Raw genomic sequence first — 13,020 nt, forward strand, 5'->3', positions numbered from 1 at the left:
CTGATTTATCGCTTATTTATTCATGTCTTTAGCGTTGTACTGGAAGTAACGGCTCAGGATATCCAGTTCGTTTTCACTGATATTGGTACGAGCACCCATCCCTTTTGCCACTGAAGGCCAGGCGTTGAGCGTGAAATGATTCGCCGGAATTGGCGCATGACAGCCCGCGCAGTACACATTGTCGAGTTTGCGTGCGTAATCCCACATAGGCTCGCGGCTGGCGAGGGCCGAACCGCTCCATTCGCCCTGCAGCACGACATCTCGCCAGGCATTACCGTAATCATCTTTTTTCCAGTCGGAGAGAATCTTCAGCGACTGCTGACCTTTTTCACTCAGGCTGGCAAGAATCAAACGCTGTCCTGCCGCGTAGTAAATGACCTGTTCACTTCCCTGCATCTGGCTACCACGAATCTCAACCAGTCGCGTATTGTCCGTTGTTTTCAGAACCTGCATTTGTGTTGCCGGGTAAACGGTTCCCAGATCGCCCAGCGCGGTATTGCTTACGGCATAAAGCTCAGTTGCCGAAGCTGGAGTGGAGGCTGACTGCGCTTCAAGCCCTTTGAGCGCGCTGTCATCCATTTTGACTTCGGGTGGGAAGTGAGCGACCCCTTTGTGGCAATCAATACAGGTTTGCTTTTCTGTGATGCCCATTTTGTGCATTTTCTGGGCATCCGCACTCTGTGCGGCAAGGTCCATCGCGTCCATGCTGTGACAGCTCCGGCAGGTCGCAGAATCACTTGCCTTAAGCTGGGCCCAGACGGTTTGCGCCATCTCCAGACGGTGTTCTTCATATTTTTCCGGAGTATCGATCTTTTTGGTTATGAACTGATGGTAAACATCTTTTGAGGCCCGCAGCTTAGCCACCAGGTAGTCCAGTCCCCCTTGCGGGATATGACAGTCCGCGCACTCTGCGCGAATGCCTTTCTGATTCTGGAAGTGAACCGAGCCGGTATATTCCTCATAGGGGGCCTGCATCGTATGGCAAGACAAACAGAATTCCGTGCTCGAAGTTTTGTGTAATGTCCATTGCCCAGCCAATACAATAATGCCCCCCAGAACAACGCACAGCAGCATCGTCCAGAGGATTGTTTTATTTATTTTTCTCATCTTTTATTCCCACAAGACGAATACCCTTTTATAGGTAGACAATAATTATCCAAAAGCAGCTGCTTATTGATATTCATCAACTGAAGAGAGAAATGAGAATTAGCATGCGGTTAAGTTTGAAGGGACTCGCATATTTAATGAGAACGAAATGTAAATACCAAATTTAGATTAAAATCAGAATTTTAATCTACACTTAAGGTTTATTAATCTATTGATAATTAAAAAATCAGAATAAAAGATGGATGGCTGTGTAGCGTCGATAAAATTCTCCCCTTAACAATACTCGTTATATAATTAAATATATAATGAAGGGAAGTAAAAAACGCCCCCTTTACTATTTAGCAATCGTGAGTGTTAAAGAAAATATCCCCTTGCGGTTTTGATCAGACATACATCGCGCCAGGATTTGCGGCACATATCTTTCATTGAAACACATTTATGCACCTAACCTTGATCTGGTCACTTATTATACAGTAACAACTTTCGCTACACTTAGGGGAGAGGTAAACAAACAGGAGGTAGTGAATATGTATCGCTCAATTCTGGTGCCCATTGATATCTCTGAAACCGATTTAACCCGCCATGTTGTTCCACAGGTCCAGGCGCATGCCAAAACCGCGAAGGTCCACTTTTTAGCCGTTATTCCTACCGTTCCGTTTTATGCCTCGCTGGGGCTGGCCTATTCAACTGAATTCCCGGATAGAAGTGGTCTGCAGGCCAAGGCCAGCGAAAAACTTGAAGAGATTGTTAAGCAGTTCAATATTCCTGCAGGCAGGAGTCAAACTCATGTCGTTTACGGCCCGCCAAAGGATCAGATCCTCAAACTGGCGGAATCAGTAGACGCCGAGCTTATTATCATCGCCTCACATAAACCCGGTTTTAGCACTTATCTGCTGGGTTCAACGGCAGCAGCCGTGGTACGCCATGCGAAATGTCCGGTGCTGGTTGTGCGGTGAGATGAGTAAAATGGGAGCGAATGTGCTAATGCCATTCAGTTCACGAAGATGAATGACCCTGGAAATAACTGAGAGTGGAACAGCCGTAACGAGGTCATCGCTTCAACGCCCTGATTTCCAGTTAAATTTGTTTTGCTGTTCAGCGATTTTTCAAATAAAAGCGTAGGAGGTCAGGTGTGGACTGGTCCGGCTGAAAATTGCCGACGTGTTTCCGTAAGGCCGGGATTGTTAAGGGTACGGCGATAGTACCCTTAACACGTTCACAGGCAGTATCGTTTCAGAGAAGTGAAAAACATAAGGTGAACGTAGCAATACGACGGAGGCAACAAATTCATTACCTCCGGATATGCTGCTCTCAGCTCTGATTATCCAGCCTGACCAAAGCCAGCAACAGCTGACTTAGCGCGCCGTAAAAACCAAAGGCATCATACCGACAGCATTTGGCGGTGAAGTCCGGTAACCAGCGTAACAACCCCGTCAGCGTCTCTCTGCGTAACGCATCAACACGCTGAGGGTTTAGCTCCGACTCCCCCAGAGAAAAGTGCAAATGGCTCAGCAATTCAATAAAAATAGCCACATGATCGGCTGACTCGCTAAACGCATCGCTTACCTGCATGCCCGCATCGGATAACAGTTGTTTAATGACTCCGTAGTTCGGCCCGCCTTCAAGATGAGCCGACGCATAGGGTAACGCCGCGTGTTTATCCGACATCAGGAACAGGCTGCAAAAATCAGCCGCCAGTTCCAGAGTGGCGTCTTCACGCGCCTTCAGCGCAGCAGTTTTTTCCTCCAGTAAAAGGACCTGCGCCTCAAGCAACGGTTCAACTTTTAACACCGCGAACCAATCCGCCATTTCGCTGGACTGTAAAAGCGCCAGGCTTTCATCGTCACGCTCCCGGGAAAACAGCTGCGCCAGCCAGGCGTACACGCAGGCCATTTGTTCTGTTGTCAGGGAAGAGTGTTTCGTCATGACGTCACCTTCTCTGCCGGAACATATTCGCACTGCGCCACCATTTTGATCGGGCCGCTGAACGCCGTCACGTTATCCACTTTGCCGGTGTATTTCTCAATTTCCACCAGCGTAGTATGGGCGCTGGTCGCCTGCGCCAGCTGAGACGTGCCGATATCGATCGTTAACACGTTCGGATTGCCGTATTTACACAGCGCTCCGGTTTCCCCGCCGTTATCAGGATCGTACCACGCACCTTCATGAATACGCGCCACACCCGGCGAGTAGAGGTCGGAGACAACCGCCCCGGCCAGTACTTGTCCACGTGCGTTAAACACACGGACAATATCGCCATTGTGAATTCCTCTGACGCTGGCATCCTGCGGGTTGATAAACACCGGCTCTTTACCACTTACCGCATAATGCTTACGCAGCGCTTCAGACTCACAAAGCTGCGAGTGCAGACGGAAATCCGGGTGCACGGATTGCAAATGCAGCGGCCAACGCTGCGAACCGGGTCCACCGTGTGAGCGTTCGATTTTCTCGAACCACATCGGATGCCCCTGGCAGTCGTCATACTGCATATCGGCAATGGTTTTGGAGAAAATCTCGATTAAACCGCTCGGCGTGCCGAGCGGCTCAAGGTCGGGATCTTCGCGGAAGGCCTGATGACGTACAAACATCTGCGGATGTTCGAATTCAACGTACTCTTGCTGATTCCAGAAAACATCAAAAGCCGGAAGATGAACACCACGCCCTTTCCCCTGCTGGCTTCCTTCCTGCCAGATCCGTTTCAACCAGCCCATCTCATCCAGCCCTTCGGTGAACGCTTCTTCACGATTAAAACGGCGGCAGAGATCGCGGAAAATATCGAAATCATTACGCGCTTCAAATTGTGGCTGCACCAGCTGTTTCATGGCGATAATGCCACGGTTGGAGTGGTTGCCATACTGGTCGAGATCGTTACGCTCAAACTGGGTCGTCGCGGGCAATACGATGTCAGCGAATCGACAAGTCGAGGTCCATTGATTATCAATGGCGATAACCGTTTCCAGCTTACGCCAGCCCTCAATAATACGATTGATCTGCTGGTGACGATGGAAAGGGTTGGTCCCGGCAAAAACGCACATCTTCAACGGCGGCAACTTGACGGTTTTGCCGTTCCAGTTAATGTTTTTGCCCGGCTCCAGAATCGCATCGATAAAACGCGCGATCGGGATGGTGCTGCTATAGCCCTTATAATCGGTGCTGTCATGCACAGGAGGCACGGTGGTGGAGCCAGAAAAACCGCTCAGGATAATCCCTTTACGCCCCGGCGTTCCCGCACCGTTATAGTGCCAGCCAAAGCCAAAGCCGCCGCCGGGTAAACCGATTTGTCCGAGCATCGAGGCCAGCACCACGATCATCCACGCCCACTGTTCCCCATGCTGCATACGCTGGACGCACCAGCCGGCGATAATCTGCGTTCTTCCGCTCGCCATCTGCCGCGCCAGTTCACGGATTGTGTCGGCATCGATACCACATAGTTTTTCCGCCCACTGGGCATCTTTAGGCTGTCCGTCACTGTCACCCAGCAGATAAGGCAGAAACTGCTCAAACCCAACACAGTAGGTATCAAGGAAATGTTGGTCGTAGAGCTTCTCGGTATAGAGCGTATGTGCGAGCGCCAGCTGTAGCGGCACATCGGCCTGCGGGTTCACGGCAATGTGCTTAACCTTGTCGCGGCCCAGATAGTCATGCGTTGAGGTGACGACCGGGTCAACGCTGATGACCGAAATCTCACCACGCGCTACCTTATCCTTCAGTTGCTCGTAGTATTCATAGACATCATGATCCGGACACCACCAGTTCGCCTGCTGGTTTTTAATCAGATCGGAGCCCCACAGCACAATCGTTTTGCTGTTTTGCAGCACCAGCGGCCAGGAAGTCTGCTGCTCATATACCTCCATTGACCCTACCACGCGCGGCAGAATGACCTGAGCCGCACCGGTAGAATAGTCGCCCCCAGTGCTCACGCTGTTACCATGCAGCGCAATGGCACGTGCCAGCATCCCGGAAGCATTGTGGAACATGCCGGTAGATTGCCAGCCGCTGGCTGTTAGCAGCGCGCTTGGGCCATAGGTCTTCTGAATGCGTTCCAGCTCCTGGTAGAAGAAATCCAGCGCTTCATCCCACGAAACGCGCACAAAGCGATTATCTCCACGCTGCGTGGTATCGCTCTGATGACGTTTACGCAACCAATCAACGCGGACCATTGGATAGCGAATACGCGCGTTACCATGCACGTGATCCGGCAGTCCAGCGATCATTTTTGACGGATACTTATCGCGTTCAAACGGTTTGGCCTCAATAAACCGACCATCAACTACGGTGGCGCGGATTGCCCCCCAGTGAGATCCGGTCAGGATCCCCTCTTTTACGCCAGCGCCCTGCACCTCTGCGGCGTTGGCGCTACGCGGTGTGAGCAGAGAAGGTCCTAACATACCGGCTACAGTCAAACCGCCCAACTGCAGCAGAAAACGTCGGCGAGAAGCCTGAAAGAGATCGTTATTTTTCATTGCTTTCTCCTTTATCGCCATGCGGCTTTTCCGAGGTGTCAGAGGCATTCATCTGCAAGTATTTCAGCAAGGTACGTTCTTCACGTTTGTCCAGACTGGTAAAGCCAATCATGCCGTTCAACGTGCCAATCCAGCCGTTGGCGTCAAAATGCTCTTTCTCAGGCGCGCCGTGGCACTGATTACAGGTTCCGTTATAGAGCGAATCGGCATAAGCCCAGATAGGCTTAATGTCGTTGACCATATCGCCCTTCTGCATCCAGGCAGTGGCCTGCAGCTTGCTCCATTGCGTGTTCGTTTCTGCAACGGTGGTTTGCTCCAGCGTTTTCACGTGCTGTTGGATGTCGCCGCGAATAGAGGCCACAAAAATGCGCTTGCCCGGCAATTGCGCCAGCACGCGCTGACGTCCGTCACTCTCAGTCCAGCCCACAATTTCAATTTGCAGCCAGTCGCCGTCACGCTTTAACACTTTCACTTCCGAAGCGGGCAGCAGTGAACCTGCAGGTTCTTTATCACCCTTGGCGGCATAGATAGGTTTGATGTCCAGAGAGTAGAGCGTATCGCCGTCGTCGTTTGCATTGGCGCGTAACTGGTCAAACTGCTTGCGGAAACCGCTGCTCATATCGGGAAGCTGATGCGCAATACCTTTATGGCAGTCGATACAAGATTGATTATCCTTAGCCGCAATCTTCATCTGGCGCGCGGCTTCAGGATGCTGTTTCGCATGATCCATCGCGTCATAGTTATGACAGGAACGACAAGTTGCGGAGTTGTTCTCCTTCATTCGCGCCCATTCACGCTCCGCCAGCTCGGCGCGCTTGGCCTCGAATTTTTCAGGAGTATCAATAGAGTGGGCAACAAAGGTCTGGTAAATATCGTTACTCGCTTCCAGCTTACGTTTCACCATGCCTGGGATATCTGATGGAATGTGGCAATCATGACACTCTGCGCGCACCCCGGAGGCATTCTGAAAATGCGCTGACTGTTTATATTCTTCGTAAACCGGCTGCATGCTGTGGCAACTCACGCAAAATTCGGTTGAACTGGTTAATTTAATACCCACGTGCGGCAAGACGATCAGCGCGATACCGACCACAATCCCGATGACCACCAGCGCTAACACTGACCAACGTGCGCTCGGTCTGAGCAGCGCCCTCCATAGTTTCCGCATAATAGCCCCTGTATTTTTATGGTTTAGTTACAGAGGATCTTATTTCGCAAATATGAACGGCAACACTGGTCATGATGAATGGCTTACGGCACAATGTGAACAGATATGAACAGAAAGAGACAGCAAACAGGATGTCGCATCACATTGTCATTGTTGAGGATGAGCCCGTTACACAGGCACGGTTACAGGCCTATTTTGAACAGGAAGGTTATCAGGTCTCGGTCGCAGCCAGCGGTGCTGGCCTACGTGAAATCATGTCGCAGCACGCCGTCGATCTCATTCTGTTAGATATCAACCTCCCGGATGAAAATGGCTTAATGCTAACCCGCGCTCTGCGTGAACGCTCGACGGTGGGGATCATTCTGGTGACGGGTCGCTGTGACCAAATTGACCGTATCGTTGGCCTGGAAATGGGGGCCGATGATTATGTCACTAAGCCGCTGGAGCTACGTGAACTGGTGGTACGGGTGAAAAATTTGCTTTGGCGTATCGACCTTGCCCGCCAGGCGCAACCGGAGACCAAAGACAACTGCTATCAGTTTGCCGGATATTGTCTGAACGTTTCCCGCCATACCCTGGAACTGGGCGATGAGGCAATCAAACTCACCCGCGCCGAGTATGAAATGCTGGTCGCTTTTGTTACCAATCCAGGGGAAATTCTCAGTCGCGAACGTTTACTGCGCATGCTGTCAGCACGACGGGTAGACAATCCTGACTTACGCACCGTGGACGTACTGATCCGCCGTTTACGCCACAAGCTGCGGGCTGATTTACTGGTAACGCAGCACGGGGAAGGCTACTTTTTAGCAGCTGACGTGTACTGATACACAGGACGGAATCCGCCGGGTGACAGCGAGTGCTTAATATGCTGGCTGTCGGCATTTTTCGGGGTGAGTATCAGGATCGGTGGGCTGATATTTTCCGGCACCGGCTGCCCTTGTAACACCCTGATGGCCTGTTGAATCGCCAGTTCACCTTGCCAGACCATTTGATCGCTGGCGGCCATAATGATTCTTGCGCGTTTAAGCCCGCGATACACCTGATGCGAAAGATAAAATGAGACAACGGTTAACGGCGCGCCCTGATTGCGCCTCTCCCCCATCGCCGCTTCCGCAGCAATAGCCGTACCCGCAACCACGTCGACATCCGGGTGACGCTCCAGCATCTCCTGCAACAGGTTGCGCTGAACTTCAATATCATTGTCTCCCAACGCCACATCCACAATCTGCACCTGACTGCCAGCAATCGCCTGGCGGAATCCATCCACCATCTCACGACTGCCTCCGGCATCATCAGGCCCAGGCAATAATAAGACCTTTAACGGTTTGCCCGCGCTCCACTTAACCAGATAGCGGCCTGGCTGGTAACCCATCTGGAACCATGGAACCCCCACCCGGGCTTTTACCGCCGCGTCGTGGAGAGCATTAACCACCTCAATAACCGGCAGCGTACCAACCTGCGCCTGCAAATCCGGAAAAGTCGTTGTGCTGCTGCCCAATAAAATGGCATCCGCGCCCCATTGCTGGCACTGGGCGATTTGTGTTTTTTGTGTGTCGAACTGGCGATACCCTCCCGCCTCGAACACCTTAAGGCTTACTCCATATTTTTTTGCCGCCTCAAGCATGCCGTAATTCACGGAAAGCCAGTAGGAATCCTTCAGGCTGGGATATAACGCGCACAGTTTCCAGACTTTGCTTGCAGTAAGGTCCGTCTGCGTCGCCGAGACTGCCTGCCGGGTGTCCTGCCAGCGCAGCAGTGCGGACCCGGCCGCATGACTTAAGCCGGGAAAAAGTGTGATCAGCAGGAAAACCAATACGCGCATGATAGCCTCAACATTGATAAGGCTTTATCCTAGTTGCATTCCTCTTTCGGACTCAACCTTTTTAATCTGTGGCGACCAGACCGTGAATTTATCTCTGACCAAACGACTGTGGATAGGCTTCGCGCTGATGGCGACACTGACCCTCATGAGTACGCTGGTAGGCTGGTATAACCTGCGTTTTGTCAGTCAGGTTGAGCAGGCCAATACCCAGGCCCTGATCCCGACTATGGACATGGCGCGCCAGCTCAGCGAAGCCAGCGCCTGGGAACTGTTTTCCGCGCAGAATCTGACCACCGCAGATAATGAAAATATGTGGCTGGCGCAGGGGCGCATGTTAACCGCCCAAAGCCTGAAAATAACCGCATTATTAAAAACCCTTCGCGAACAGGGTTTTGACACCTCAGCTATTGAACAGCAGGAAAAAGAGATCGCCCAGTCGTTAAGCCATCAGGGAGAAATGGTTGGTGAACGTCTGAGACTACGCGATCAACAGCAACAGCTCAGCCAAAAACTGGTTGAGGCTACCGCCGACGTTGCCGAAATGGCGCGCGGTCAGGCCAGCAATGCCGCCACCTCGGCAGGTGCCACGCAGGCAAGCATTTATGATTTAATTGAGAGTCATCAGGGTAAAGCGGCAGAAAACGCTCTCGACAGGCTTATCGATATCGATCTGGAATATTATAACCAGATGAATGAACTGCGGCTGAGCGCGCTTCGCGTGCAGCAAATGGTGATGAATCTGGGGAATAACCAGGCGCAGAATAACCTGGCGGCGCTGGAAACTCAGTTGAATGCTGCAGTCAGAGTGCTGCACCGCCGACAAATACGCATTGAAGATCCGGTGGTACGCACTCAGGTTGCCGATGCCGTGAATACAATTGGCCGTTATGTCGAGCTGCTGGCCCTGTATCGTCAGGATAATGACATCACCACCCGCTTACAGATTTTATCGCAGAACAATATTGAGCAATTTATCCGCTTTAGCAGCGAAGTCAGTCAATTGGTGGAAACCATTGGCCAACGCAATCAGACCGGGCTGGCGCATCTCAAACAGGCCAGCCAGCGCGGGCAAACGCTGCTGCTGCTGTTAGGCGTAGTATCATTGTGCCTGTTGATTATTATTCTTTGGCGCGTGGTTTATCGCTCAGTCACGCGCCCGTTGGCGCAGCAAACCCAGGCGTTACAGCGTTTGCTTGAAGGCGATATTGATTCCCCATTTCCGGAAACCGCAGGCGTTCGCGAACTGGATACCATTGGGCGGTTGATGGATGCATTTCGTGGCAGCGTGCACGCCCTCAATAGCCATCGCGAACATCTGGCCGCTCAGGTTAAAGCTCGTACAGCCGAGCTGCGTTCTATGGTGTCGGAACACCGACACGCGCGTGCTGAAGCCGAGAAAGCCAACCAGGCAAAATCGGCGTTTCTTGCCGCGATGAGCCATGAAATACGCACCCCGCTGTATGGGATCCTCGGGACTGCGCAATTGCTCTCAGAGAATCCTGCACTGGCGCAGCACCAGGAGAATCTGCACGCAATCACCGACTCTGGCGAGTCGCTGCTGACCATACTCAACGATATCCTCGACTATTCCGCCATCGAAGCGGGCGGAAAAAATGTGGCGATCGGCGATGAACCCTTTGAGCCCAAACCGTTGCTGGAAAGTACGCTTCAGCTCATGCACGGCCGCGTTGCCGGTCGCCCGGTCAAACTGGTTGCGGATTTTGCCGACGATATACCCGATTCCCTGCGCGGCGATCCGCGCCGCATCCGGCAAATCATTACTAACTTATTAAACAACGCACTACGCTTTACCGATCGAGGGCACATCATCCTGCGTAGTCGGCGTGAAGAACAGGACTGGTATATTGAGGTTGAAGATACGGGATGCGGAATTGATCCTGCTCGCCAGCACGATATTTTTCAGCCGTTTGTTCAGGTAAGCGGTAAACGTGGAGGAACCGGGCTTGGGCTCACTATCAGCGCCAGCCTCGCGCAGGCGATGCAAGGTGAATTAAGTGTCACCAGCACACCAGGAGTCGGAAGCTGCTTTCGTTTACGTCTGCCACTTCGGCCTGGTGCGATGCCGGTAGCGAAATCCGTTCCACGTTCTCTGTCGTTGCAGGGTTTGCGCTTACTGCTTATTGAGGATAATCCTCTCACGCAACGCATCAGCGCGGAAATGCTCACTCTCAATGGCGCTCAAGTCACCGCTGTCGACAATGCCGCTGCCGCGCTAACGCAACTGCAGCAAGACGCCCAGTATAATGCCGCTCTGGTTGATTTCGATCTTCCTGATATCGACGGCATCACGCTGGCGCAGCAGTTAACCCGCGAGTACCCGACGCTAAACCTGATCGGCTTTAGCGCACATGTCATTGACGAAACGCTAAGTCAAAGAACCAGCACCCTGTTTCTCGGCATCATTCAAAAACCGGTTCCCCGGGATGAACTCAGTCGGCTAATTATGCTTTATCTTCACGGGAATGCCTCTCTCCCGAGGGTATCAGTCCATAGCAACGAACGATTAGATACCCAGCAATTAGCCGGGGATATCCAGATAATGGGGTGGCAAAAGGTGCAGGAATGGTTAGCGCTCTTTAAGCAACATACCCTTCCTTTATTGGATGACATTGACACTACGCGCGCAGCCCAAGAGTACGAGCAGATAAAACGTCTGGCACATCAGTTAAAAAGCAGTTGCGCCAGCATGGGGATGCGCTCTGCCAGTAGAATGTGTGCAGAGCTTGAGCAGCAGCCGTCAGGCGATTTTTCACTCAGAGAAGAGATACAACAAAGCCTTTATGAATTAGAACGCTGGCTGGAAAAGGAAAAGCTGTCGCGGTTCGCTGCAGCAGAACATCTGAAGTGAGGTTGAAATGGTACGCCCTGTAGGATTCGAACCTACGACCTACGGCTTAGAAGTTCCTAGAACTACCTTCTAAGTCAATAACATACCCAGCCAACACTGCGTTCACACGTCCCACCTTAGAAAAAGATAGAAATTGGTCGAAAGGTATATAAAAGCCTTTGCGTCCCATTTTTGTCTCATATCACCTGGCTATCATCGAACTCAGCATTACCTGATCAGTGTACAACCACGCAGCTTACCTTGATACGCGCAGGGAGATGATGCAGTGGTGGGCGGATTGGTTGGATGATAAGGTGTCGTAATCGGATGACGTGGAACATCATTCCATCCATTGATGGCCCGACAATTGATGGCAATCTGCCGGGCTAGCAATTTTTATCGAGTGACGTCCTCTACAAGATCGACTTTAACACCCTTCTTACGTGATATTACCCGGTCAATGAATGAAGCGAAATTAGCTGAAAGCTCGATTGATTTTTTATCAACAAACTTATAAAAAATAGTGCTTGCCAAAAGCGTTGCTGCTGTTACTGACACAAAAGCAATCAAGGCACCCTGCGATGTTTGCCCAGTATAATTCCAGATATAAGGGCCAATTAGCGCAAGGAAAATAGGGTGAAGCAGGTAAACTGAAAACGACATTTTACCGAAAAACTTGAAAGGCTGTTTTGCAAGAAATCTCAAGACTGAGCAATCAACAAAAATACTTGTTATGACAAGAATTGCACCAACACCAAGAGGAAGCATCCATGAAACTTTAATTCCACTACTTTCCATACTTACAAATAGTGAAAGAATAAATTGATAAGATTTGCTTGCTGATGTATATCCCATCAGATAAAGACCTAAAGCCAACAGAGTAAGAGATATCAATTTAGTTTTTAATGTTGATGTGTAGTTTATTTCAAAAGTTGAGATAAATACACCAGCCATAAATAGACCATAAAACACAGCAAAATCATTTTGGTGAAAGGTAAGAAATATAAAAGCCGCAAATGAAGCTATACGCAATAAATTCTTATCTCTTCCAAATAATGCAAGAGTTGCGTAAACCAACAACGATCCGAAGAATTCTACACTTATCGTCCACAGAACATAATTATATGGAGTAACACCAAATAGCATTGCACCAAAAGCACCATCCCACAACGCCCCTTTTAGCGTCGGATCAAAAAGGAACTCAGCAGCCAGAGGAACGTGCCTTGCAACATCTGCATTCGCTTTGAACGCTCCAGATACTGCAAACAGAAAACAAACCATAACCGAGAAGAACACCGGAAGGCCAAGGCGTATGTATCGTTTAAGTGCCGCATCTCTAACATACTCATATGCAACATTTCTTTTTAAGCAACTCATAGAGAGCACAATGCCGCTAAGGACAAAAAATATAGCGACAGCAGAGCTGCCATTGTAGAAAAACTTAAATGGTGAGTTAAAAATAGCAGCTTCCAACTCATTTTTAAGCGCTGCCCCTGAATGCATCCATGGTGCGAACATGACAAAAGCGTGAGAGAGGACAACTGCGATAGCAGCCACCCCTCTCACTCCATCAAGAACAAATATGTTTGATTTACTCATCGCTAATGCTCAC

Annotated in this window: 9 protein-coding genes and 1 pseudogene; 4 read left to right on the plus strand and 6 right to left on the minus strand. The window is 50.7% G+C overall.

Annotated elements, in window-relative coordinates; all coding sequences use genetic code 11:
• Positions 1 to 12: 12 nt before the first annotated feature.
• Complete coding sequence (locus tag OGX99_RS07355) at positions 13 to 1,107, minus strand: NapC/NirT family cytochrome c (protein WP_151218688.1); 1,095 nt, start codon at positions 1,105 to 1,107, stop codon at positions 13 to 15.
• A 527-nt stretch (positions 1,108 to 1,634) separates the two neighbouring features.
• On the opposite strand from OGX99_RS07355, the gene uspF reads away from it, so the two are divergent.
• A complete protein-coding gene (uspF, locus tag OGX99_RS07360; protein WP_187252863.1) occupies positions 1,635 to 2,063 on the plus strand; it encodes a universal stress protein UspF in 429 nt (142 codons plus the stop codon).
• 355 nt (positions 2,064 to 2,418) lie between these two features.
• Here the strand turns inward: uspF and torD are convergent, their stop codons facing one another.
• Genes torD through torC form a run of 3 tightly spaced genes read right to left on the minus strand, consistent with a single transcriptional unit; the run spans position 2,419 to position 6,738 of the window.
• Positions 2,419 to 3,033, minus strand: a complete 615-nt coding sequence (gene torD / locus OGX99_RS07365; protein ID WP_286543093.1) for a molecular chaperone TorD — start codon at positions 3,031 to 3,033, stop codon at positions 2,419 to 2,421.
• The gene (torA, locus tag OGX99_RS07370) at positions 3,030 to 5,570 is read right to left on the minus strand and encodes a trimethylamine-N-oxide reductase TorA (RefSeq protein ID WP_252837977.1); all 2,541 of its coding nucleotides are present in this window, start codon (positions 5,568 to 5,570) and stop codon (positions 3,030 to 3,032) included. Before torA ends, torD begins: the two co-directional genes overlap by 4 nt.
• On the minus strand, positions 5,560 to 6,738 hold the full coding sequence (gene torC / locus OGX99_RS07375; protein WP_151218685.1) for a pentaheme c-type cytochrome TorC: 1,179 nt from the start codon (positions 6,736 to 6,738) through the stop codon (positions 5,560 to 5,562). Before torC ends, torA begins: the two co-directional genes overlap by 11 nt.
• A 131-nt stretch (positions 6,739 to 6,869) precedes the next feature.
• Here torC and torR point away from each other — a divergent pair, with 131 nt between their 5' ends.
• Complete coding sequence (torR, locus tag OGX99_RS07380; protein ID WP_151218684.1) at positions 6,870 to 7,562, plus strand: two-component system response regulator TorR; 693 nt, start codon at positions 6,870 to 6,872, stop codon at positions 7,560 to 7,562.
• Here the strand turns inward: torR and torT are convergent.
• The gene (gene torT / locus OGX99_RS07385) at positions 7,535 to 8,560 is read right to left on the minus strand and encodes a TMAO reductase system periplasmic protein TorT (RefSeq protein ID WP_286543095.1); all 1,026 of its coding nucleotides are present in this window, start codon (positions 8,558 to 8,560) and stop codon (positions 7,535 to 7,537) included. The genes torR and torT overlap by 28 nt on opposite strands.
• Positions 8,561 to 8,642: 82 nt before the next feature.
• On the opposite strand from torT, the gene torS reads away from it, so the two are divergent.
• Together torS and OGX99_RS07395 are read left to right on the plus strand one after the other, a co-directional pair.
• Positions 8,643 to 11,429 carry a TMAO reductase system sensor histidine kinase/response regulator TorS gene (torS, locus tag OGX99_RS07390; RefSeq protein WP_286543097.1) on the plus strand — a complete coding sequence of 929 codons (2,787 nt, stop codon included), beginning with the start codon at positions 8,643 to 8,645 and terminating at the stop codon, positions 11,427 to 11,429.
• A gap of 218 nt (positions 11,430 to 11,647) precedes the next feature.
• Positions 11,648 to 11,731: pseudogene (locus tag OGX99_RS07395) on the plus strand (hypothetical protein); the annotation flags it as partial.
• 73 nt (positions 11,732 to 11,804) lie between these two features.
• On the opposite strand, the gene OGX99_RS07400 reads toward OGX99_RS07395, so the two are convergent.
• Entirely contained in the window at positions 11,805 to 13,007 is a 1,203-nt protein-coding gene (locus OGX99_RS07400) for an acyltransferase family protein (RefSeq protein ID WP_286543099.1), read from the minus strand.
• Positions 13,008 to 13,020: the final 13 nt, after the last annotated feature.

Origin of the sequence: Citrobacter sp. Cu096 (genome assembly GCF_030332285.1) — a bacterium.
Classification (GTDB): Bacteria; Pseudomonadota; Gammaproteobacteria; order Enterobacterales; family Enterobacteriaceae; genus Citrobacter; species Citrobacter meridianamericanus.